The organism is Iamia sp., from assembly GCF_035575815.1.
Taxonomy (GTDB): Bacteria; Actinomycetota; Acidimicrobiia; order Acidimicrobiales; family Iamiaceae; genus Iamia.
Window position 1 is genome coordinate 1 of the sequence record NZ_DATLXO010000088.1, and the last position, 21368, is coordinate 21368.

A 21368-nucleotide genomic window follows, 5' to 3' on the forward strand; every position below is an offset into this window, starting at 1 on the left:
GAAGACCGCGGGGGTCGTCGGGATCACCGTGACCGAGGTGAAGGGGTTCGGTCGCCAGGGCGGCCACACCGAGACCTATCGGGGCACGGAGTACCAGATCGACTTCGTGCCCAAGGTCAAGCTCGAGGTCGTGATCGACGATGTCGAGATGGACAAGGTGGTCGACGTGCTGGTGGCCGCGGCGGCCACCGGGAAGATCGGGGACGGCAAGGTGTGGGTGCCCCCGATCGAGGCGATCGTACGCATCCGCACCGGCGAGTCGGGGGTCGACGCCATCTAGCCCCGGCCCACCCCGGAACCGCCGAAATTGCGTACATGAGTCGCGCTCGGCGCGACTCATGTACGCAATTTCGGGTCAGTCCAGCTCGTCGACGACGGTGTGGTCGCTCTGGCGGGCGCCGGCCTCGTGCGCAGCGCGGCCGATGAGGTGCGCGGAGACCGGCGCCGTCACCAGCTGGAACGTGGCGGCGAGGAGGAGCTTGGTGACATCGGAGACGTCGTCGACAGCCAGGGCGGCGCCGACCAGGCAGAGGGTGATGCCGAGGGTCGCGGGCTTGGTCGCGGCGTGCATGCGGGCGTAGACGTCGGGCAGCCGGTAGAGGCCGATGACGGCCACGACGGTCAGAGACGCGCCGGCCACCACGAAGAGCCCCGCGAGGATGTCGAGGAGGTTCACGGACCCCGCCGTCCCATGTAGCGGGCGATCGTCACCGTCGCCAGGAAGCCGAGCAGGCTGAGCACGAGAGCGACATCCGCGTACGTGCCGTCGCCGGTCGCCACGATGCCCACCGCGATCCCCGAGATGATCGTAGCGGTGACGGTGTCGAGGGCGATGGCGCGATCGGGGAGGCCCTCGGAGCGCACGACGCGCAGAAGGCAGAGCGCGGCCGACACGGCGAGTGCCGCGAAGCAGACCGTCGCCACGACCGTCATCGCTCGCCCTCGTGGTCGTCCCCGCCCCCCGGGATCGGGGTGAAGGCCGCCGCGGCTCGAGCCTGGAGGTCGAGCACCCCGGCACGAAACGTCTCGAGGTCGCCCAGCCCGAGCACGTGGACGTGCAGCACGCCGGGGTTTGACCCTGCGGTCAGGGTCAGCGTGCCGGGGGTGAGGGTGATGGCGTTGGCCACGAGGGTCGTCACCAGCGGGGTGGCGCCGGGCAGCTCGATCCGGACGATGCCGGCGCGGAGCCGGGCCGGGGTGGGGACGAGGACGGTCACCAGCACGCGGATGCTCGAGGTCACCAGGCTGCCGAGGACGAACAGCACGAAACGGGCGACGCCCACGGGGTGCACCCGGTGGAGGCGCGGCTCATCAGCGAGGGGGAAGATCACGAGCACGCCGGTGGCCACGGCCAGGCCGCCGAGGAGGTTGGCGAGGGTCGGGTCGCCGTTGAGGAGGACCCAGACGAGGGTGAGGACACCGAGCCAGGGCAGGCGACGGCGGGTGGCGGTCATCGGTGGACCGTTGGATCGTCGGACACGTCCGGCCGGGTTGGTGTTGCCGGGGACCGATGACCCCTGACGGCTTCGCCGTCAGAGAGGCCGCGCTGTCTGGTTCGCTCGCTCCACTCGCTCATCGGTTCGCCGTTGGATCGTCGGACACGTCCGGCCGGGTTGGCGTAGCCGGGGACCGATGAGCGCTGCCGGCTCCGCGGGCTTCGCCGTCAGAGAGCCCGTTTTGTCTGGTTCGCTCGCTCACGGTGCCGCCTCCACGTCGCCGGCGTAGTGGCCTGGTGTGGTCAGGTCGGCCGCGGCGCGCTCGCAGAGGGCGTAGAGCGGCCCGGCCCCCAGGGCCACGGTCAGGGTCACGGCGACGAGCACGGCCGTGGCGCCGCCCATGGTCGGCCGGCGCCGGAGGATGCCCCCCTCGCGTGCGTCGCCGTCGGACTTGGGACCCCAGAACGCGCCGAGCCAGATCTTGGCCATCGACACGAGGGTCAGCAGGCTGACGACCAGGGCCACGGCCACCAGGACGTACTGGCCGTCGTCGACCCCGGCGGTGATCAGCCCCAGCTTGCCGACGAACCCCGAGAACGGGGGCACCCCGGCCAGGCTGAGCGCGGGCACGGCGAACAGCAGCGCCAGGGGTCCCGATCGGCGGGCCAGGCCACCCAGCCGGTCGAGCTCGCCGGTGCGCTCGCTGGATTCGACTACCCCCTCCACGAGGAACAGCGAGGTCTTGGTGGGGATGTGGTGCAGCAGGTAGAAGACGGTCGCCGCAACCCCGGCCGCACCCCCGATGGCGAGGCCCATCACCATGTAGCCGATCCCGCTGACGATGAGGAACGACAAGATGCGCTTGATGTCGCTCTGGGCGATGGCCCCGAGCACGCCGATGAGCATGGTGAGGGCCGCGACCACGATCAACAGGGTGCGGTGCTGGTCGGGGAAGAGCAGGGTCTGGGTCCGGATCAAGGCGTAGACGCCGACCTTGGTGAGCAGGCCGGCGAACACCGCGGTCACCGGGCTGGGAGCGGTGGGGTAGGAGTCGGGCAACCAGAAGAACAGGGGGAACACCGCGGCCTTGAGGCCGAAGGCGATCAGGAGCAGCATCTGGAGCCCGGTGCGCAACCCCGGGTCGAGCTCGGCCAGACGGACCGGCAGCTCGGCCAGGCTGAGGGTGCCGGTGGCGGCGTACACCAGGCCCACCGCGGTGAGCAGGAGCAGCGACTCGAGGGTGTTGATGACCACGTAGGTGGTGCCGGCACGCACCTGGCTGGGGCGCCCGTGCAGGGTCAGCAGCACGTAGCTGGCGATGAGCAGGACCTCGAAGGCGACGAAGAGGTGGAAGAGGTCGCCGGTCGAGAAGGCGGCGGCGATGCCCGCGGCGAGCACCAGGTAGGCGGGGTGGTAGTAGGGCGAGCGCTCGTCGTTCGCACCTTGCCCGACGGCGAACACCAGCACCGTGAGCAGGGTCACGAAGGCGATGACGAGCATCAGGGCCGCGAGGCGGTCGACGACGTAGGTGATGCCGATCTCCGACGGCCAGCCGCCGAGGCGGGCCACCACCGCGGCGTCGTCGCGCTCGACCGCCACCAGGAGGACGACCGAGATGGCGAGCGTCGCCCCGAGGCTGACCAGGTTGACGATGCGCTGCACCTGCTGGTGACGCACCGCGAGCAGGCTCAGCGCCGCGCCCAGGAGGGGCAGGGCGAAGGTCAGGGGGACGAGTCGGGTCATCGGGGTCCGCCCTCGCCCGGGGGGTCGGGCTGGGTGTCGGCGTCGACGCCCCCGTCGGTCCCGCCATCGGCATCGTCCATGGGGCCGGCCAGGCGCCGGTCGGAGAGGTCGTCCTCGACCTCGTCGTTGCCGTCGACGGTCCAGTTCCGCCAGGCCAGGGCGAGCAGGAAGGCCTGGAGGGCGAAGCCGATCACGATGGCGGTGAGCACCAGGGCTTGGGGCACGGGGTCGGTGAAGGTTCCCTCCCCGCCGATGACCGGGGCGGTGCCCCGCCGCCCGCCGGCGGTGAGCAGCAGCAGGTTGACGCCGTTGCCCATCACCGCGACACCCAGCACGATGCGGGTGATCGTCCGGTGGAGCATGAGGTAGGTGCCGGTCGCGAAGAGCACCCCTATGAGGGCGACGAGGGGAAGGCTCACCGAGCTCCCGCCCGTGGCGACGCGCCAGGCTCGGCCAGCCCCGGCGGGTGGCCGCTCGACTCCGAACCCAGGTGGGTGAGCACGCTGAGGACCACGCCCAGCACCAGGACGTACACGCCGATGTCGAACACCGTGGACGACACCAGCTTCACCGTGCCGATCAGCGGCAGGCCGACCTCGGCGATCGACGAGGTCAGGAACTCCTCGCCCGTCGCCGCCGCGGTCAGACCGGTCCCGACCGCCAGCAGCAGGCCGGTGGCGATGAGCCCCGACGTGGGCAGGGCCCGGGGGCGCCGGAGGTGGGGCGACCCGGCCGCCAGGTAGCGCATGACGAACGCCATGCCGGCGATGAGGCCGCCGGCGAAGCCGCCACCGGGGGCGTTGTGGCCCCGCAGGGTCACGTACACCGAGACCAACAGGATCAGGGTGAAAACGGCGCGGGAGACCTGGTCGAAGATCACCGAGCGGGCGCCGATGGCGTCGGGCGGGTCGGGCTGGGGCCCGGCTCCCGACAGGTGGGGGTCGCCCAGGGGATCGGTCCCCGCACCGTGGTCCCGCCGGGCGGCGCGCACCAGGTTGGCTACACCGGCGGCGGCGATGGCGAGGACGGTGATCTCGCCCAGGGTGTCGACGCCGCGGACGTCGACGAGGATCACGTTCACCACGTTGCGGCCGCCCGCGTCGGGCTCGGACCGGGCCACGATCTCATCGGCGACCGGGCTGGTGGTGCGCGCCGTGCCGGCGACGAGGGCGAAGGTGGCCACGCCCAGCCCCACGGCGAGGGAGATGGCGATCCGCACGGCGCGGGGAGCCCACTCCGGGGGCGGCGAGTAGCCCTCGGGGAGGTGCCGGAGCACGAGGAGGAACACGACGAGGGTGATCGTCTCCACCAGCACCTGGGTCAGGGCCAGGTCCGGGGCCCCGTAGAGCATGAAGATGGCCGCCATGGCGTAGCCCACGGCACCGAGCATCAGCACCGCCACGAAGCGACGGCGCGCCACCACCATGGCGGCGGCCATGGCCGCCGCGAGCACGGCGACCGCGGCCTGCAGGACGCTGCCCCCCGTGGCGCTGGTGCCGCCCGGACCGATCCCGGCCCCGCCCACGAACGCCGCCGTCATGGCCGCGATGAGCACCACGAACACGACGGCCATGTAGGCCGGCAACGACCCGCTCTGGACGATCGCCGTGACCCGGCGGGCACCGACGAGCAGGCCGTCGAGGGTGGACTGGAAGGCCCGGGTCCCCGACAAGCGCGCCGCGGGCAGGCCCGGGGACCGGGCGAGCAGGAGGTGGAGCCCCGCGCCGGCCGCAACGATGCCCACCGAGAGGAAGAGCGGGAGGTGGAGCCCCGCCCACAGGGTGAGGTGCCCCTCGGCGGCGGGGTCGAGCGCCTCGCTGGCGACCCCGAGCCGGTCGCCGAGGGGGCCGGCGAGCAGCCCGCCGGCGATGGTGAGCCCGACGAGCACACCCACCGGTCCGGTGAGCCCGACCGACGGCGGGTGGCGCACGGTGGCCGGTTCGTCCGTCGGCCCGGGACCGTCGGAGAAGAGCCCGAACCAGAGCCGGGCCGAGTACGCGGTGGTCAGGACCGAGCCGACGACGACCACCACGAGGGCGACCACGCTCCACGCGTCGCCCTCCTCGACGAGGGCGTCGAGGGCGGCCTCCTTGGCCACGAACCCGAGCAGCGGGGGCAGCCCGACCATCGAGGCGGCGGCGACCGCGGTCATCGCCGCCACCCACGGCAGGCGGCGGCCCACTCCGGTCAGGCGGCGGATGTCCCGGCTGCCGGTGGCGTGGTCGACGATGCCGACGGCGAGGAACAGCGCGGCCTTGAACAGGGCGTGGCCCACCAGCAGGGCCACCCCGGCGGCGGTGGTGGCCGGGTGGCCGAGGCCGAAGAGCACCATGAGTAGGCCCAGCTGCGACACGGTGCCGTGGGCCAGGAGAAGCTTGGCATCGTGCTGGCGCAGCGCGCTGATGCCGCCGGTCAGCATCGTCAGCCCGCCCACGACGACGAGGGTCGGTCGCCACCACGAGACCTCGGCGAAGAGGGGCGCCAGGCGGCCAACCAGCACCACCCCCGCCTTCACCATGGTGGCCGAGTGGAGGAAGGCGCTGACCGGGGTGGGCGCGGCCATGGCCCCGGGCAGCCAGAACTGGAACGGGAACTGTGCCGACTTGGTGAACGCCCCGACGAGGACGAGCACCAGGCCCACCTGCACCACCACGGCGGTGGCCGGCGCCGCGCTCAGCCCGGCGAGCGACGTGGTGCCCGCCGCGTCGGCGAGCAGGGCTAGGCCACCGAAGAGGGCGAGGCCACCGGCCCCGGTGACGAGCAGGGCCTGCTGGGCGGCGGACCGGGCGCCGGCGCCCTCGTGGTCGAGGCCGATCAGCACGAAGGAGGTGATCGTGGTCGCCTCCCAGAAGATGAAGAGCGTCCAGGTGTCATCGGCGAGGACGAGCCCGAGCATGGCGCCGGCGAAGGCGACGAACCCGCCGGCGAAGCGCGAGAGCCGCTCGAGGGGCACCTCGGGGCCGAAGTAGCTGCCCGAGTACGCCAGCACGAGGGTGCCCATACCGGTGACGACCAGGGCCATGAGCAGGGCGAACCCGTCGAGCCGGAACGACAGGGCGACGTCGAGGTCGGGCAGCCAGGTCCAGCGCTGCGAGCGTTCGGCCCCGTCGAGCACACCGCCGATCTGGGACGCGAACCAGGCCGCGGCGACACCGGGGACGACCAGCGCGGCGGCGATCGTCCCGCGCCGGCCGAGGCGCGCGCCGAGGCCGAGAAGAAGCGCGGCAGCAAGGATGTGCGAGGTGACGAGGAGGACCATGGACCTACGGGGTCGGAGATGACATCGCCGACCAGGCTTCCCGGCACACCCAGACCGAAGGGTACCAGCCCGCTATCCCGCCGCCTCCCTGGTAGGCGGGTTCGCGGACCCGCCGATGGCGTCGATGAGACGCACCTGTTCGGCCGGCCCGCCGTTGCCGGGACCGATCGGATGGCGTGTCCGGGGTCCCGACCACGTTGGTGACCTGGGAGCGCAACGGGCCGACGCCTCCCGTGCCCCCCGGATGGTGGTCTCACGGCTCGTAGCGGGTGGCCGGATCTTCCGCCCCGGTGCCTCTCGGTCGGGGGCCTACCGGCCCCAGGTCTCTGCGGCGGGGGACCGGGCCGCCTGCTGGGCCACGGCGGCGGCGGCGGCCGCCACCGCCGCGGGGTCGCCCAGGCTGCGGGCCAACGGGTCGCCGGGTTCGGCGGGTCGCATCGTGGCGGGGTCGAGCTCGTACACGAGCGGGACCCCCGTGGGCAGGTTCAGCTCGGAGATGGCATCGTCGGCGATGTCGTCGAGGTGCTTCACGAGGGCCCGCAGGCTGTTGCCGTGGGCGGCGACGAGCACCGTGCGCCCCGCCGCCAGGTCAGCGACGATGGCATCGAACCAGTAGGGCAGCATGCGGGCCACCACGTCGGCCAGGCACTCCGAGGTCGGGAGCACGTCGGGTGGCAGGGCGGCGTAGCGCCGGTCCTCGTTGGGGTTGTGGGCGTTGTCCGGGGCGATGGGCGGCGGCGGCGTGTCGTAGCTGCGCCGCCAGATGTGCACCTGGTCGGCTCCGAAGCGCGCCGCCGTCTCGGCCTTGTCCCGGCCCGTGAGATCGCCGTAGTGGCGCTCGTTCAGCCGCCAGTGGCGCCGCACCGGCACCCACGAGAGGCCCATGGCCAAGAGGGCCAGGTCCGCGGTGTGGATGGCGCGGGTCTGCAGCGAGGTGTGGACGACGTCGGGGGCGAGGCCGGCCTCGGCCATGAGGCGCCCCGACTCGCGCGCCTCCTGCTCGCCGAGGGCCGAGAGCGGGGCGTCCCACCACCCGGTGAAGAGGTTCTCGGCGTTCCAGGTGCTCTGGCCGTGGCGGAGCAGGACGAGGGTGGCGCGGGCGCGGCTCATGGCCGCCACAGTAGGAGGGTCCACGCCGGGCAGGACGACGGTGCTCAGACGACGGGCAAACCGCCACCGTGATGGGTCGACGAGACCCGGCAGGGCGGCAGTTTCGGAAGATCTCGGCGTCAGGTTGATAGTCGGGCACTCAACTTTTATCCTGACGCAAGACACATCTCGTCCCGCACCGGAGGAAACCCCCATGCCCAAGGCCGTCGGAATCGACCTCGGCACCACCAACTCGGTCGTCAGCGTCCTCGAGGCGGGCGAACCGATCGTCATCCCCAACGCCGAGGGGTCGCGCACCACCCCGTCGGTCGTCGCCTTCTCCAAGGCGGGCGAGGTCCTGGTGGGTGAGGTGGCCAAGCGCCAGGCCATCACCAACCCGGGCCGCACCATCCGATCGGTCAAGCGCCACATGGGCACCGACTGGAAGATCGAGATCGACGGCAAGGGCTACACGGCCCAGGAGATCTCGGCCCGCACCCTGATGAAGCTCAAGGCCGACGCCGAGTCGTACCTGAACGACACTGTCCACCAGGCCGTCATCACCGTCCCCGCGTACTTCAACGACGCCGAGCGCACCGCCACCAAGGAGGCGGGCCAGATCGCCGGCCTCGAGGTGCTGCGGGTCATCAACGAGCCCACCGCCGCCGCCCTCGCCTACGGCCTCGAGAAGGTCGGCGAGGACCAGGAGCAGACCGTCCTCGTCTTCGACCTCGGCGGCGGCACCTTCGACGTGTCGGTGCTCGAGATCGGCGACTCGGTGTTCGAGGTGAAGTCCACCCACGGCGACGTGAACCTGGGCGGCGACGACTGGGACCAGGCCGTCATCGACTGGATGGTGTCGGGCTTCAAGAACGCCCACGGCATCGACCTGGCCAAGGACCCGATGGCCGAGCAGCGGCTGAAGGAAGCGGCCGAGAAGGCCAAGATCGAGCTCTCGTCCACCCAGCAGACCCAGATCAACCTGCCCTACATCACCGCCGGCGCCGATGGCCCGTTGCACCTCGACGAGACCCTCTCCCGGTCGAAGTTCCAGGAGCTCACCGCCGATCTGCTGAACCGGTGCCGGGGCCCCTTCGAGCAAGCCATCTCCGACGCCGGGCTCTCCCAGGGCGAGATCAACCACATCATCTTGGTGGGCGGCTCCACCCGCATGCCGGCGGTCACCGAGCTCGTGCGCGAGCTCACCGGCAACGAGCCGAACAAGGGCGTCAACCCCGACGAGGTCGTCGCCGTCGGCGCCGCCGTCCAGGCCGGCGTGCTCAAGGGCGAGGTCAAAGACGTCCTGCTCCTCGACGTCACCCCGCTGTCGCTCGGCATCGAGACCAAGGGCGGCGTGATGACCCGCCTCATCGAGCGCAACTCCACCATCCCGACCCAGCGCAGCGAGACGTTCACCACCGCCGATGACATGCAGTCGCAGGTGGAGATCCACGTCCTGCAGGGCGAGCGGGAGATGGCCCAGTACAACAAGACGCTGGGAAAGTTCCAGCTCGTCGACCTGCCGCCTGCGCCCCGGGGCGTCCCCCAGATCGAGGTCACCTTCGACATCGACGCCGATGGCATCGTGCACGTGTCGGCCAAGGACCGGGCCACCAACAAGACCCAGTCCATGACCATCACCGGCCAGTCGTCGCTCGACAAGTCGGCCATCGACCAGATGGTCAAGGACGCCGAGGCCCACGCCGAGGAGGACCGCAAGCGCAAGGAGGACGTCGAGGCGCGCAACCAGGCCGACACCCTCGTCTACCAGGTCGAGAAGGTGCTGCGCGAGCAGGGCGACAAGGTGGAGGGCTCCGAGAAGGAGGCCGCCGAGGCCGCCCTCTCCGAGCTCAAGAGCGCGCTCGAGGGCTCCGACACCGACGCCATCCGGGCGGGCACCGAGGCGCTCATGACCGCCAGCCAGAGCCTCACCCAGAAGCTCTACGACGCGGCCAAGGCCGAGAACGAGGGCTCCTACGGCGAGGCCGGCGGCGCCGGTGCCACCGACGGCGGCTCCGACGACGACGTGGTCGACGCCGAGGTCGTCGACGACGGCGACGCGGATGACACCGCCAAGGGCAGCTCCTGATGTCCGAGGTGCCTCCGGAACCCGGCGAGGCCGAGGAGCCGACCGGCTCACCGGTCGCGCCCGACACCCCCGGCTCCCCGGTCGCTGACGCGGGCGGGGGCGACGACGGCGACTTCGAGTCGATAGTCGCCGGCCTCGACCCCGCCGGCGCTCCGGGCTCACCCGACGACGGCGGGCCGATGGTTCCCCCGGCGGACGTGTCGGTCGAGGCCCTGCTCGACGACATCGAGCGACTGACCGGCGAGCGCGACGACTACCTCAACCGGCTGCGCCGGGCCCAGGCCGACTTCGAGAACTCCAAGAAGCGGCTCCAGCGCGACGCCGGGAGCCGGGCCGACGCCGTGACCGGTCGCCTTGTCGAGGACCTGCTTCCGGTGCTCGACGCGTGCGACGGCGCCATCGCCCACGGCGAGGCCGCGGTCGAGCCCGTGTTCGCGGCCCTCGTGCAGATCCTCGAGAAGAACGGCCTGGAGCGCATCGACCCGGCGGGCGACGTGTTCGACCCCACCCGCCACGAGGCGGTCATGCACGAACCCGCCAGCGACGACGACGACCCGGCGCTGTCGGTGGTGGCTGACGTGCTGCGCATCGGGTACGCCTGGAAGGGTCGGGTGGTCCGCGCGGCCATGGTGAAGGTCAGGGGCTGAGCGCCGTGGCGCCCCAGCGGGAATGGCTCGAGAAGGACTACTACGCCCTCCTCGGCGTCTCGTCCGACGCGGACCAGAAGGCCGTCACCAAGGCCTACCGGAAGCTGGCGCGCGAGCTGCACCCCGATGCCAACCCGGGCAACGCCACCGCCGAGCAGCGCTTCAAGGACGTCTCGGCCGCCTACGACGTGATCGGCGACGCTGAGCGCCGCAAGGAGTACGACGAGGTCCGGGCGCTCGCCGCCTCGGGTGGCGGCTTCGGCCCCGCTGGCGGCTTCGGCCCCGGCGGCGGCTTCGGGCCGGGTGGCGGTGGCTTCGCCGGCGACCCGGCCGACCTCGGCGACCTCGGCTCGTTGTTCGGCAACCTCTTCGGTCGCGGGCGGGGCGCACCGGGTGCCCGTCCCGGCGCGCGGCCCGGCCCCCAGCGCGGCCAGGACCTCGAGACCGACCTGCACCTGTCGTTCGTCGACGCCGTCGAGGGCGTCACCACCAGCGTCCGCCTCCTGGCTGATGCGGTGTGCGGCACCTGCCACGGTGACGGCGCCCGCCTCGGCACCGCCCCCCGACAGTGCCCCCGCTGCGGCGGCCTCGGGTCCATCGCCGAGGATCAGGGTCCGTTCTCCTTCAGCAGCCCCTGCCCGCAGTGCCGGGGCCGGGGCTCGATCATCGACGATCCGTGCCCCACGTGTGGCGGGTCGGGCATCGAGCGCCGCCCCCGCGAGGTCAAGGTGCGCATCCCCGCCGGCGTCACCGACGGGCAGCGCATCCGGGTGCGGGGCCGCGGCACCCCGGGTCGCGACGGCGGTCCCGCCGGCGACCTCTACGTGGTGTGCCGGGTGGCGCCCCACGAGCTGTTCCGGGTCAAGGGCCGCGACCTCACCCTCACCCTGCCGATCACCTTCGCCGAGGCCGCCCTCGGTGCGGATGTCGCGGTGCCGACCCTCAACGGGTCCACCGTGACGGTGCGCATCGCCGAGGGCACGCCCACCGGACGCACCCTGCGGGTGCGGGGCCGCGGCGTGCCGGCCAGGGCCGGCCCGGGCGACCTGCTCGTCACCGTCGAGGTGGCCGTGCCCACCCGGCTCACCGCCGCTCAGCGCAAGGCCATCGAGGAGCTCGCCGCCCTCACCGCGGATGAGTCCCCCCGCGCCCACATGGAGCCGGTCCCGTGACCCGGCCGCGTCGTCGAAGCTCAAGCTTTGAGCGGTTGTCCGACCCATGCGCACTCAACCGCTCAAGGTTCGCCCCGCCGGGGCCACCCTCGTCGTCCGCTGGTCGCCTCTCCGGGGCGGAGGCCGACGGGCGTGCCACCATGGCGGCCGGAGGTCGTCGTGGTTAGGTCCGCCCGAGCCGTCTACGTCATCTCGGTCGCGGCCGAGCTGGCCGGCGTCCACCCTCAGACCTTGCGCATCTACGAGCGCAAGGGCCTGGTCGACCCGGCCCGCACCGCCGGCGGCAGCCGCCGCTACAGCGACGACGACATCGCCCTGTTGCAGCGCATCACCGAGCTCACCGACGAGGGCCTCAACCTGGCCGGTGTGCAGCGGGTGCTGGCGCTGGAGGAGGAGGTGCGGGCGCTGCGCGCCGCGCTCCACGGCGCCGAGGCCGCCGCCCGGCGCGAGGTCGCCGAGGTCGAGCGTCGCCACCGGTCCGAGCTGGTCCCGGTGTCACAGTCGGTCGTCTTGTACCAAGGTCGCCGTCGCCGTCGCTGACCGGTGACGACCCCGACGGTGCGGCCTGACCCGAGCCGGAGCACCATGGGGATGTGACGACCGATGCGGCAACGGCCATCCGGGCCGCCCACGAGTGGTTCGAGGCCAACAGCGGGTGGGCGCCGCCGGACGAGGAGTGGCTGGCCGACTGGGTGGCCGATGGCCTGTCGCGCTGCCCCGACGACTGCCTGGCGGCCTACGACGGGTGGTGCGAGCACGGCCTGGCCTCATGGTGGCTGATCCTCCGCGACCTCGACGGCACCCTCGGCGACGACGTCCGCTCCTGAGGCAGGCTCGGGAGAAAACCTGACAATCCCATTGGCAAGTTCGGGGGCGGCCCTTAGGCTGCGGTGATGGCGCTCGATCCGAACCGCTGGACCCTGAAGACCCAGGAGGCCGTGCAGGCCGCCACCGAGGCGGCGCGATCCGCCAGCAACCCCGAGGTGACCCCGGATCACCTGCTCATGGCCCTCCTCGGCCAGAGCGAGGGCATCGTGCTCCCCGTCCTGACGAAGGTCGGGCTGGCGCCGCTTCCCCTGCGCAACGCCACCGGGGAACGCCTGGCCAAGCTGCCCCGGGCCTACGGCAGCGAGGTGCGGATGAGCCGTGAGCTCACCAAGGTGATGGATGTCGCCGAGGCGGCCCGGGTGGAGCTCACCGACGAGTACCTCTCTACCGAGCACCTGCTGCTCGCCCTCGCCGACCGGCTGGACGTGGCCCGCGACGACCTGCTCACCGCTCTGCGGGAGGTGCGCGGCAGCCACCGGGTGACCAGCCAGAACCCCGAGGACACGTTCCAGTCCCTGGAGCGCTTCGGGCGCGACCTGACCGAGGCCGCCCGCCAGGGCAAGCTCGATCCGGTCATCGGGCGCGACGAGGAGATCCGCCGCACCATCCAGGTGCTATCCCGCCGCACCAAGAACAACCCGGTGCTCATCGGCGAGCCCGGCGTCGGCAAGACCGCGATCGTCGAGGGCCTGGCCCGGCGCATCGTCGAGGGCGACGTGCCCGAGGGTCTGAAGAACCGCCGGGTCATCTCCCTCGACCTCGGCGGCATGGTCGCGGGGGCCAAGTACCGCGGCGAGTTCGAGGAGCGCCTCAAGGCGGTGCTCAAGGAGATCACCGACGCCGAGGGCGAGGTCATCACCTTCATCGACGAGCTCCACACCATCGTCGGCGCCGGCAAGGCCGAGGGGGCCATGGACGCCGGCAACATGATCAAGCCCATGCTGGCCCGCGGCGAGCTGCGCCTCGTCGGGGCCACGACCCTCGACGAGTACCGCAAGTTCATCGAGACCGATGCCGCCCTTGAGCGCCGCTTCCAGCAGATCTTCGTCGGCGAGCCCTCGGTCGAGGACACCATCGCCATCCTGCGGGGCCTGGCCGAGCGCTACGAGGTCCACCACGGGGTGCGCATCCAGGACTCCGCCCTGGTCGCCGCGGCCGTGCTGTCGGACCGCTACCTCACCGGGCGCTTCCTGCCCGACAAGGCCATCGACCTCATCGACGAGGCGGCGTCGAAGCTCCGCATCGAGATCGATTCGCTGCCGACCGAGATCGACGTCGTCGAGCGCCGCATCCGCCAGCTCGAGATCGAGCGAGTGGCGCTGGCCAAGGAGACCGACCCGGCCTCGGCCGAGCGCCTGGCCGCCCTCGAGCGCGAGCTGGCCGACCTCAGCGAGACCTCCGGTGGCATGAAGGCCCACTGGCAGGCCGAGAAGGAGGCCATCGAGGACATCCGTGAGCTGAAGGAGTCCCTCGAGGCCCGCCGCAGCGAGCTCGAGCGTGAGCCCGACCTCGAGAAGGCTTCGGAGATCCGCTACGGCCAGGTCCCCGCCCTCGAGAAGCAGGTCGACACCGCCACCGCCCGCCTGGCCGAGCTGCAGTCCACCAAGCGCATGTTGAAGGAGGAGGTCGACGAGGAGGATGTGGCCGGCATCGTCAGCTCGTGGACCGGTGTCCCCGTCACCCGAATGATGGAGGGCGAGGTCGCCAAGCTCGTCCGCATGGAAGACGTGCTCCACGCCCGGGTCGTGGGCCAGGACACCGCGGTGGCCGCCGTGGCCAACGCCATCCGCCGCAGCCGGGCCGGCCTGTCGGACCCCGACCGCCCCATCGGCTCGTTCCTGTTCCTCGGGCCCACCGGCGTGGGCAAGACCGAGCTGGCCCGCACCCTCGCCGAGTTCCTCTTCGACGACGCCAAGGCCATGGTGCGCATCGACATGAGCGAGTACATGGAGAAGCACACGGTGAGTCGCCTCATCGGCGCCCCTCCCGGGTACGTCGGCTACGGCGAGGGCGGCCAGCTCACCGAGGCGGTGCGCCGCCGCCCGTACTCGGTGGTGCTGCTCGACGAGATCGAGAAGGCCCACCCCGACGTGTTCAACGTGCTGCTCCAGGTCTTCGACGACGGCCGCCTCACCGACGGCCAGGGTCGCACTGTCGACTTCACCAACACGGTGCTGATCATGACCTCGAACCTGCCCGGTGATCCGCAGGACTTCTTCAAGCCGGAGTTCATCAACCGCATCGACGACATCGTGCGGTTCCGCTCGCTCACCGAGGACGACCTGGGCCCCATCGTTCAGATCCAGCTGGAGTCGCTGCGGCGTCGCCTCGAGGCCCGGCGCATCGCCCTCGAGGTCACGCCCGGTGCCCTCGTGGCTCTGGCCCGCGAGGGCTTCGACCCCGCCTTCGGGGCCCGTCCCCTCAAGCGGGTCATCCAGCGTGAGATCGGCGACCGCCTGGCCGTCGACCTGATCGAGGGCAAGGTGGCGGAGGGCGACACCGTGACCGTCGACGTCGGCCACGACGGCGCCATCACCGTCGAGGGCTGATCGACCGACCGACCCGCACTCCAAACCCGTCGTACTGGGCTGCGACCTGGCTGCTCCAGCAGCCAACCCAGCCAGTACGTCGAGGGTTGAGCCCCGGACCGTGGCCCGAGGCGATGGCCTTGCGCATGCAGCAGCGCTATTGTGCATGCATGACCGTCACGATCACCATCCGCAACGTCCCGGATCCGGTGCGAGATGCGCTCGCGGCTCGTGCGGCCAGCCAGGGCCGGTCGCTGCAGGAGCACCTGCTCCGTGAGCTGACCCGTCTGTCGAGCGCGGCGACGGTTGACGACGTGCTCGACCGTGCCCGGGCGCGGGTGGCGGCGACAGGGTCCTCGGTGACGACCGAGTCGATCCTGGCCGCGCGCGACGCCGATCGATGGTGACCGTGGTCGTCGACTCCTCGGTCCTGTTCGCACTGGTGGCGGCGGGGCTGGAGGGAGAGTGGGCGCACACAGAGGTGCGCGGCCATGACCTGGCCGCTCCGCACCTGGCGCCCTTCGAGACGGCCAACATCCTGCGACGCCACGAGATGGCCGGTCTGATGACGAGCTCGGAAGCGGTGCAGGCCCATGCCGACCTCGTCGATCTGCCCGTCGACCTCGTGGGCTACGGCGCACTCGTGCCGAGGGCGTGGGATCTGCGGGCCAACCTCACGTCCTACGACGCCAGCTACGTCGCCCTGGCCGAGGCGTTGGGCGTCCCCCTGGTCACGCTCGACCGGCGGCTGGCTCGGGCGCCGGCGTTGGGCTGCGACGTGCGCACCCCCGACAGCTGACGATGCCCGCCCGGCGCCCTTGGGTCGCGGGTCCCTCGCAGCGGCGCGGCAGCATCCGTCCGAGGAGCACTCGGATTCACCGGGTCGGTCCGGTCTACGTCCCCGTCAGGCAGGCGGGATGACGACCGATACGCCCAGGCGGGGCGCGCTTGCCAGCCGCCGATCGGAGGTCACCAGCTCGGCATCGAGCAGCCGGACAAGCTCGACGTATACCGCGTCGGCGATGCGGATGTTGTGCCGCATGTCCCACCCCGCTTCGATGATTGGGCGGACCGCCGACCGGTGAAGAGGCCAGGCATGCACTTGGTCGACCATCGCACGGGCACGGACGGCATCGATCTCCTCCGTCTGCTCGAACCCGCGGATCGTCCCGATCACCTCGACGTAGAAGTGCTCCGGCACCGAGATCCCATCGGCCCAGGCAAGCCTCGGTTGGACCCAACGACCTCGGGCCGACTGCAGCAAGACCTCGACTGCGGCCGAGGCAGTCAACCGCGTTCGCTGGATCGGACCGTTGCGAGCATCTCGGAGGCTGAGAGCGTGAGACCGGTGACCGCCTCGCCGTCGCCCTCCTCGAGAGCAAGGTCGCCGACGGCGACAACGTCAAGGTAGGCGCCGGACGGCGAGATCACCGTCGACGGGTGAGGATGCTCAGCCGTGTCGGTCCCACACGAACACATCCGAGTGGTTGTTGGTGTCGTCGGGGACCAGGGTGCCGGTGATTCGGTCGCCAGACAGCGACAGTCCGCTGGGCAGGCCCGCGGCGGTCCAGGTGTAGGGGGCTCGACCGCCGGTGGCGGTGAGCGTGGCTGCGTACGGCTGGCCGACGGTGGCGGCGGGCAGTGATGTCGTCGTGATGGCCAGTGGTGGCGCTGGTGGGTGGTGGGGGGTGGGTCGTTGGTGCCGGCTTGGGCGAGGCGTCGGGTGTAGAGGCGGGTGGATCCGAGCTCGACTTGGCCGCCGATGGCGTCGTCGATGTTGAAGTCGAGCCAGAACCATGGGTTCTCTCACCGCTGTCCCAGCAGGTCACGCGGGTCGGCAACCGCGAGATCGGCGACCGCCTGGGCCGCATGTACCGTTAGGGGTGTGACCGAGGCGATCCTCACCTACCGGTGGACCCCCGAGGGGTTCGTGCGGGCCTGGGAGGCGGGGGCGTTCGAGCGGCGGGTGGAGATGGTCGACGGTGAGGTGATCCCTGTGGTGATCGGCGATTGGCACGGCGCGACCACGGCCCGCCTCATCCGGGCCCTGTCGGCCGAGGGCGTCGAGATCACCACCCAGACCCTGCCCGCCGGCGATTCGCTGCCCGACCCTGACTGCTGGGTCCGCCGGGCTGCCGCCCAGCCGGTCGGGATGCTCGGCGACCGGCTGTCCCGTTGGGCCAGCGACGACGTCGTCCTCGTCGTTGAGGTGGCCGATCACACCGCGACATTCGACCTGACTGTGAAGGCCCGGCTCTATGGCGAGGCCGGCTTCCCGTCCTACTGGGTGGTCACTCACGAGGCGTTGTACGAGCACCTCGGTCCCACGCCGTCGGGCTACAGCCAGCGCAACGAGCACCGCGTCGGCGCATCCGTTGCACTGCCGTACGCCGCCGCCGAGCTCTCGGTGGCCGGGCTCGTCTCCACCTGATCGAAGCAGTCGCCCTGAGAGGCTCGGTGCGGTGCGGCCGCTCCCCGATGCGAAGCCGGTTCAACGATGTCCCAGCAGGGCGCGAAGGGCCGGCAGGATCAGTCGGTCCTTGGGCCGGTCGGCGGCCTCCTTCGACCGGATGACGTCCTCGAGGGCGGCCACGGCGACCGACGTGCCGTCGAGGTCGACGACCACCGCCCCCGGGCGTAGGTCGTCCCAGCCGTCGGTGCCGGTCGGGATGAAGGAGATGTCGAGGTCGCCGTGGCGTGTCGTCAGGTTCCACACCCCGGAGCCAAGGAGGCTGCGACCGTCGTGGTCGAAACTCAGGCCCCCGACGATCCCCGCCACCCGGATGCGGGCATCGAGCTCCGCGAGGGCGGAGGAGAGCCGCTGGGCGTTCGGCGCGTCTCGACGGGGGGTGATGTCGATGTCGGTCGTGACGTGGTCGGCACCGTGGAGCGCGGCGGCGATGCCTCCGATCACCACATGGTCGACCCCGTGGGCCGCGAGCACGCGCAGGATCGCACCGGGGTCGAAGGGCTCGGGATCACGCACCAGGTCACCGTCGCGCCGCGGACATCGACCGGCGCCCGCGCAGGACGAAGTTGGCCGCCCTGGTGGCCCGGTCGAGGCGCTGCGCGGGGGTGAGGCGGAGGTTGGCCTCGATCCGGGCCCGTTGCCCGTCGTCGAGCGTCGCGGCCTCAGGCTCGACGGCGCCCTCGGCGACGAAGGCCAGGTCGTGGCCGCACGCCGCGGCCAGGCGGTGGGCCGTGCGCAGCGATGGTGACACCGCCCCGCGCTCCCACCGGGCGATCGCGGACTGCGTGGTGCCGACCCGTCGGGCCAGCTCGGCTTGGGTCAGACCGGCCCTGAGGCGCAGGGCCCGGATCTGGTCCTCGGCGGTCGGATCGTCCATGGTCCGACGCTATCGACTGGTGAGTGCACATCTGTTATGTGACCTCGCTCCTGAGCGGTCGGCGACAGCCGAACCCGACCTCAGACCCATTGCGGCCATCGTGCTGCGGGCGTCAGGGGTTGAGGGGTTCAGGGCGGCGCGGCGTCACGAGCGTGGGGGCACCAGGATCTCGCAGCTCGGACCGGGGGCGCCGGCCATGCGACGGTCCAGGGTCACCAAGGGGATGTCGAGCGCCTCGGCCAGGGCCAGGTAGGCCGCGTCGTACGCGGTCACGTTGTGGCGAAGGACCCAGACGCGGGCGGCGAACGGCCGATAGGGGTAGAGATCGATCCGCAGAGCGACGAGGTCGTGGTGGGCCAGCGCTCCGGCCGTCGAGTTGATGAGCGATGCGCCCTCGAGGCGGCGCAGCACGTTGGCCACCTCGACCACGGCGTGGTGGGGCGCGGCGAGGCGGGACCCGGCGACGTGCTCGGCCGCCCAACGCGCATCGCGCCCCTGGTCGGCGAGGGCCGACACCAGCACCGAGGCGTCGACCACGATCACCGGTCGCGATCGGCGCGAAGGGCGGCGAGGATCTGGTCGGTCCCGATCGACTGGCCGGTCGCATCGACCCGGTCCCGGGCCCGGGCGACGACCTCGGCGACGGTCGGGAGACCGGCCATCTCGTTCACCTCACCGAGCAGGTACTCCTGCAGCGACTTGCCCTCCGCCGCGGCCCTCGACGCCAGCACCTTGCGGGTGGCTTCGGGCACGTTTCGAATCGTGATCGTCGTGGCCATGCCGTCAGAGTAGCGACGTAGCCGCGGCGATGCCGCCGGATTCTCGTCAGGGGCGGCCGGTCCGAGGCGCTCGGCGGCCGAGTCCTCGACAGGAGGCGGGCGGGCGAGGTCGGCCGGACGAATGAGTCAACCCAGGTGGCTCCAGACGAAGACATCGTGGTGGCCGTCGGTGTCGTCGGGCGCCAGCGGTGACCCTGCGGAGGAGAACGCGACCTGGGATCCGTCGGCGGAGATCGTCGGGTAGCTCCAGCCGCCGGTCCCATCGCTGATGCGCGTGGTCGTCGAAGTCACCTGATCCCAAACGAAGAGGTCCCTCTCGCCGTTGGTGTCGTCGGCGACGAGGTCCGAGGCGAAGGACCCGAATGTGATGTGGCGTCCATCGCTGGAGATGGCGGCCCCGCCGGAGTCATCGTTGCCGTCGGTGATGCGGGTGATGACCCCGGTGGTGCGGTCCCAGGTGAAGACGTCGGTTCGGCCGTTGGCGTCGCCCGGGACCAGGTCGGACGCTCGTGAGTGGAACGTGATGTGGCGGCCGTCGGCCGAGACGGCCGGATCGTAGGAGTCGTCGTTGCCGTCGGTGACGCGGGTGGTCGTCCCGGTGGTGCGATCGACCGTGAAGACGTCACCCTTGTCGTTGGTGTTCCCGGCGACCAGGTCCGATGCGTAGGACTGGAGGGGCCGCTCCCAGCGACCGGCGCCGGGGCTGTCCCGGGGGCGGGCACCGCGAGTCCCTAGCATCGGCCCGTGCACGCCGACGGTCCCCTGCAGGGCCAACCCCTCCGCTCCCGGATCAAGCACCGGCGCCAGCAGCGGCTGGTGGGCACCCTCACGGTCCTGACCCTGGTGGTCTTCGCGTGCGTCAACGACCGGGTCGCGGGCACGGGGCCCTTCGCCACGGCGAACAGCTCGAGCGCGTCGTCGCCCACCCGCCCGGAGGCCGATGAGGTCGCCGCGGTCCCCGACGGCCCGGCGGCAGGGGCCGAAGGCGAGAACGGCGGGACGGGGGACGCCGAGCAGGAGGGGGAGGCCGAGGGGGCGGATGGGCCCACGGCCAACGGGTCGGACTACGACGGCTGGGTCGACCCGGCCTCGTCGGGCAACCCGTGGACGACCGAGGTGGAAGGCCTGCTCACGTTCCGGGGCAACCCGACCCGTTCGTTCTACGGCACCGGCCCGGCCCCGGCCGCTCCCGAGGTGCTCTGGAGCGTGCCCGAGGGCGGAGGCTTCTGCGGGGAGTCGAGCGTGGGCGGCGCCTCGAAGACCTGGTGCGGCACGGGTTGGACCGGCCAGCCCTCGGTCTGGGAGGACGACGGCACGACGTGGGTCGGCTTCGGGGCCTACGACAAGAACATCCACTTCCTGGACGGCGACGACGGCTCGGACCTCATCGGCGCCTTCGACATCGGCGACATCGTCAAGGGCTCGGTCACCCGCGACCCCGACGGCTTCCCCCTGCTCTACAGCGGCAGCCGAGCCGACTTCCACGTCATCGCCACCGACCGCGCCAGCGGTGCGGCCGAGAGCCTGTGGAGCATGGCGGCTGACGAGGTCTCGCCCACCAAGTGGAACGACGACTGGGACAGCTCGCCGCTGGTGATCGACGACCACCTCTTCCAGGGCGGGGAGAACGGGCAGTTCTACATCGTGAAGCTCAACCGCGCCATGGGTGACGACGGCCTGGTCACCGTCGCCCCCGAGGTCGTGTTCAACGCGCCCGCCTGGGACGAGGAGCTCCTCGCCGACCTGGCGGGGTCGGGCAGCCGGGTCAACGACGTCTCGGTCGAGAACTCCCTCGCGATATCGGGCGACACCCTCTACTTCGCCAACTCGGGCGGGCTCGTCCAGGGCTGGGACATCTCCGGTGTGGCCAACGGCGAGGACCCGATCCGCACCTTCCGGTTCTGGGCCGGCGACGACATCGACGCCTCGATCGTGATCGACGAGGAAGGGATGCTCTACGTCGCCCAGGAGGTGGAGCGGGCCTCGAGCAGCGAGCGCAACCTCGAGGTCGGCCAGCTGGTGAAGCTCGACCCCTCGAACCCTGATGACCCCATCGTGTGGTCGGTGGCCGACGACCGGGGCATGTGGGCCACCCCGGCCATCGCCGGCGGTGTCGTCTACGCGCCGACCGACAGCGGTCGCATCGTCGGCGTCGACCAGGAGAGCGGTGAGATCCTGTGGGAGAAGGACCTGCCCGGGCCCACGTGGTCCTCGCCCGCCATCGTCGACGACGTGTGGATCCAGGGTGACTGCAACGGCGCGCTCCACGGCTTCGACGTGTCGGACCCCCGCGTTCCGCCGCCCGAGCTGTGGAGCGTGCAGCTCGAGGGCTGCGTCGAGTCCACCCCCGCGGTGTGGGACGGGCGGATCTACGTCGGTGCCCGCGGCGGGAAGTTCTACGCCATCGGCGACGCCTGAGGTCCAGACCCACGCTCACAGTCGACCTCCGGG

At 71.6% G+C, this 21368-nt stretch carries 25 protein-coding genes; 11 read left to right on the top strand and 14 right to left on the bottom strand.

Going from position 1 to position 21368, the window contains the following annotated elements:
• Positions 1–280: P-II family nitrogen regulator (locus VNL12_RS09370; protein ID WP_325593859.1), on the top strand; the 280-nt coding region annotated here is incomplete at its 5' end.
• A 75-nt stretch (positions 281–355) separates the two neighbouring features.
• On the opposite strand, the gene mnhG is transcribed toward VNL12_RS09370, so the two are convergent.
• The 7 genes from mnhG to gpmA all read right to left on the bottom strand — a co-directional run bounded on the left by mnhG (position 356) and on the right by gpmA (position 7548).
• A complete protein-coding gene (gene mnhG / locus VNL12_RS09375) occupies positions 356–676 on the bottom strand; it encodes a monovalent cation/H(+) antiporter subunit G (protein WP_325593861.1) in 321 nt (106 codons plus the stop codon).
• A complete protein-coding gene (locus tag VNL12_RS09380; protein ID WP_325593863.1) occupies positions 673–933 on the bottom strand; it encodes a monovalent cation/H+ antiporter complex subunit F in 261 nt (86 codons plus the stop codon). The genes mnhG and VNL12_RS09380 overlap by 4 nt, the downstream gene beginning before the upstream one ends.
• A complete protein-coding gene (locus VNL12_RS09385; protein ID WP_325593864.1) occupies positions 930–1454 on the bottom strand; it encodes a Na+/H+ antiporter subunit E in 525 nt (174 codons plus the stop codon). Before VNL12_RS09385 ends, VNL12_RS09380 begins: the two co-directional genes overlap by 4 nt.
• Positions 1455–1694: 240 nt before the next feature.
• Complete coding sequence (locus VNL12_RS09390; protein WP_325593866.1) at positions 1695–3179, bottom strand: proton-conducting transporter membrane subunit; 1485 nt, start codon at positions 3177–3179, stop codon at positions 1695–1697.
• Complete coding sequence (locus VNL12_RS09395; RefSeq protein ID WP_325593868.1) at positions 3176–3598, bottom strand: NADH-quinone oxidoreductase subunit K; 423 nt, start codon at positions 3596–3598, stop codon at positions 3176–3178. Before VNL12_RS09395 ends, VNL12_RS09390 begins: the two co-directional genes overlap by 4 nt.
• Entirely contained in the window at positions 3595–6438 is a 2844-nt protein-coding gene (gene mbhE / locus VNL12_RS09400; RefSeq protein WP_325593870.1) for a hydrogen gas-evolving membrane-bound hydrogenase subunit E, read from the bottom strand. Before mbhE ends, VNL12_RS09395 begins: the two co-directional genes overlap by 4 nt.
• Positions 6439–6747: 309 nt before the next feature.
• Positions 6748–7548: a 2,3-diphosphoglycerate-dependent phosphoglycerate mutase gene (gene gpmA, locus VNL12_RS09405; protein ID WP_325593872.1), complete on the bottom strand. Its 801-nt coding sequence runs from the start codon at positions 7546–7548 to the stop codon at positions 6748–6750.
• A 193-nt stretch (positions 7549–7741) separates the two neighbouring features.
• Between gpmA and dnaK the strand changes: the two genes are divergently transcribed.
• From dnaK to VNL12_RS09445, 8 genes are all read left to right on the top strand, one after another.
• Entirely contained in the window at positions 7742–9616 is a 1875-nt protein-coding gene (dnaK, locus tag VNL12_RS09410; protein WP_325593874.1) for a molecular chaperone DnaK, read from the top strand.
• A complete protein-coding gene (locus tag VNL12_RS09415) occupies positions 9616–10263 on the top strand; it encodes a nucleotide exchange factor GrpE (protein WP_325593876.1) in 648 nt (215 codons plus the stop codon). The genes dnaK and VNL12_RS09415 overlap by 1 nt, the downstream gene beginning before the upstream one ends.
• A 5-nt stretch (positions 10264–10268) precedes the next feature.
• A complete protein-coding gene (dnaJ, locus tag VNL12_RS09420) occupies positions 10269–11435 on the top strand; it encodes a molecular chaperone DnaJ (RefSeq protein WP_325593878.1) in 1167 nt (388 codons plus the stop codon).
• 159 nt (positions 11436–11594) lie between these two features.
• The gene (locus tag VNL12_RS09425) at positions 11595–11975 is read left to right on the top strand and encodes a heat shock protein transcriptional repressor HspR (RefSeq protein ID WP_325593880.1); all 381 of its coding nucleotides are present in this window, start codon (positions 11595–11597) and stop codon (positions 11973–11975) included.
• A gap of 53 nt (positions 11976–12028) precedes the next feature.
• Positions 12029–12262, top strand: a complete 234-nt coding sequence (locus tag VNL12_RS09430) for a hypothetical protein (RefSeq protein WP_325593882.1) — start codon at positions 12029–12031, stop codon at positions 12260–12262.
• Between the two features lie 66 nt (positions 12263–12328).
• Entirely contained in the window at positions 12329–14812 is a 2484-nt protein-coding gene (locus tag VNL12_RS09435; protein WP_325593884.1) for an ATP-dependent Clp protease ATP-binding subunit, read from the top strand.
• Between the two features lie 149 nt (positions 14813–14961).
• Positions 14962–15198, top strand: coding sequence for a FitA-like ribbon-helix-helix domain-containing protein (locus tag VNL12_RS09440; RefSeq protein ID WP_325593886.1), 237 nt, complete (start codon positions 14962–14964; stop codon positions 15196–15198).
• Positions 15192–15590 (top strand): type II toxin-antitoxin system VapC family toxin, encoded by a 399-nt coding sequence (locus VNL12_RS09445; RefSeq protein WP_325593888.1) that lies wholly within the window; start codon positions 15192–15194, stop codon positions 15588–15590. The genes VNL12_RS09440 and VNL12_RS09445 overlap by 7 nt, the downstream gene beginning before the upstream one ends.
• A 105-nt stretch (positions 15591–15695) precedes the next feature.
• Here the strand turns inward: VNL12_RS09445 and VNL12_RS09450 are convergent, their stop codons facing one another.
• Both VNL12_RS09450 and VNL12_RS20910 read right to left on the bottom strand, forming a co-directional pair.
• Complete coding sequence (locus VNL12_RS09450; protein WP_325593890.1) at positions 15696–16082, bottom strand: type II toxin-antitoxin system VapC family toxin; 387 nt, start codon at positions 16080–16082, stop codon at positions 15696–15698.
• Between the two features lie 159 nt (positions 16083–16241).
• Positions 16242–16589: a putative Ig domain-containing protein gene (locus tag VNL12_RS20910; protein ID WP_349257827.1), complete on the bottom strand. Its 348-nt coding sequence runs from the start codon at positions 16587–16589 to the stop codon at positions 16242–16244.
• A gap of 87 nt (positions 16590–16676) precedes the next feature.
• Between VNL12_RS20910 and VNL12_RS09455 the strand changes: the two genes are divergently transcribed.
• Positions 16677–17222: a Uma2 family endonuclease gene (locus tag VNL12_RS09455; RefSeq protein ID WP_325593892.1), complete on the top strand. Its 546-nt coding sequence runs from the start codon at positions 16677–16679 to the stop codon at positions 17220–17222.
• A gap of 60 nt (positions 17223–17282) precedes the next feature.
• Here the strand turns inward: VNL12_RS09455 and VNL12_RS09460 are convergent, their stop codons facing one another.
• From VNL12_RS09460 to VNL12_RS09480, 5 genes are all read right to left on the bottom strand, one after another.
• Positions 17283–17777, bottom strand: coding sequence for a hypothetical protein (locus VNL12_RS09460; protein ID WP_325593894.1), 495 nt, complete (start codon positions 17775–17777; stop codon positions 17283–17285).
• A gap of 4 nt (positions 17778–17781) precedes the next feature.
• Entirely contained in the window at positions 17782–18138 is a 357-nt protein-coding gene (locus VNL12_RS09465; protein ID WP_325593896.1) for a helix-turn-helix transcriptional regulator, read from the bottom strand.
• Between the two features lie 144 nt (positions 18139–18282).
• Positions 18283–18681 (bottom strand): type II toxin-antitoxin system VapC family toxin, encoded by a 399-nt coding sequence (locus tag VNL12_RS09470; RefSeq protein WP_325593898.1) that lies wholly within the window; start codon positions 18679–18681, stop codon positions 18283–18285.
• A complete protein-coding gene (locus VNL12_RS09475; RefSeq protein ID WP_325593900.1) occupies positions 18678–18917 on the bottom strand; it encodes a FitA-like ribbon-helix-helix domain-containing protein in 240 nt (79 codons plus the stop codon). The genes VNL12_RS09470 and VNL12_RS09475 overlap by 4 nt, the downstream gene beginning before the upstream one ends.
• A gap of 126 nt (positions 18918–19043) precedes the next feature.
• Positions 19044–19655, bottom strand: a complete 612-nt coding sequence (locus VNL12_RS09480) for a hypothetical protein (RefSeq protein ID WP_325593902.1) — start codon at positions 19653–19655, stop codon at positions 19044–19046.
• A 6-nt stretch (positions 19656–19661) separates the two neighbouring features.
• On the opposite strand from VNL12_RS09480, the gene VNL12_RS09485 reads away from it, so the two are divergent.
• Entirely contained in the window at positions 19662–21335 is a 1674-nt protein-coding gene (locus VNL12_RS09485) for a PQQ-binding-like beta-propeller repeat protein (RefSeq protein ID WP_325593903.1), read from the top strand.
• Positions 21336–21368: the final 33 nt, after the last annotated feature.

What these genes read in the sequence shown, in the direction of transcription:
- VNL12_RS09380 (WP_325593863.1), bottom strand. Translation starts at nt 933, where the DNA reads ATGACGGTCGTGGCGACGGTCTGCTTCGCGGCACTCGCCGTGTCGGCC.
- VNL12_RS09385 (WP_325593864.1), bottom strand. Translation starts at nt 1,454, where the DNA reads ATGACCGCCACCCGCCGTCGCCTGCCCTGGCTCGGTGTCCTCACCCTC.
- VNL12_RS09390 (WP_325593866.1), bottom strand. Translation starts at nt 3,179, where the DNA reads ATGACCCGACTCGTCCCCCTGACCTTCGCCCTGCCCCTCCTGGGCGCG.
- mbhE (WP_325593870.1), bottom strand. Translation starts at nt 6,438, where the DNA reads ATGGTCCTCCTCGTCACCTCGCACATCCTTGCTGCCGCGCTTCTTCTC.
- gpmA (WP_325593872.1), bottom strand. Translation starts at nt 7,548, where the DNA reads ATGAGCCGCGCCCGCGCCACCCTCGTCCTGCTCCGCCACGGCCAGAGC.
- dnaK (WP_325593874.1), top strand. Translation starts at nt 7,742, where the DNA reads ATGCCCAAGGCCGTCGGAATCGACCTCGGCACCACCAACTCGGTCGTC.
- VNL12_RS09415 (WP_325593876.1), top strand. Translation starts at nt 9,616, where the DNA reads ATGTCCGAGGTGCCTCCGGAACCCGGCGAGGCCGAGGAGCCGACCGGC.
- VNL12_RS09435 (WP_325593884.1), top strand. Translation starts at nt 12,329, where the DNA reads ATGGCGCTCGATCCGAACCGCTGGACCCTGAAGACCCAGGAGGCCGTG.
- VNL12_RS09440 (WP_325593886.1), top strand. Translation starts at nt 14,962, where the DNA reads ATGACCGTCACGATCACCATCCGCAACGTCCCGGATCCGGTGCGAGAT.
- VNL12_RS09445 (WP_325593888.1), top strand. Translation starts at nt 15,192, where the DNA reads ATGGTGACCGTGGTCGTCGACTCCTCGGTCCTGTTCGCACTGGTGGCG.
- VNL12_RS20910 (WP_349257827.1), bottom strand. Translation starts at nt 16,589, where the DNA reads ATGGTTCTGGCTCGACTTCAACATCGACGACGCCATCGGCGGCCAAGT.
- VNL12_RS09465 (WP_325593896.1), bottom strand. Translation starts at nt 18,138, where the DNA reads ATGGACGATCCGACCGCCGAGGACCAGATCCGGGCCCTGCGCCTCAGG.
- VNL12_RS09475 (WP_325593900.1), bottom strand. Translation starts at nt 18,917, where the DNA reads ATGGCCACGACGATCACGATTCGAAACGTGCCCGAAGCCACCCGCAAG.
- VNL12_RS09480 (WP_325593902.1), bottom strand. Translation starts at nt 19,655, where the DNA reads ATGCTAGGGACTCGCGGTGCCCGCCCCCGGGACAGCCCCGGCGCCGGT.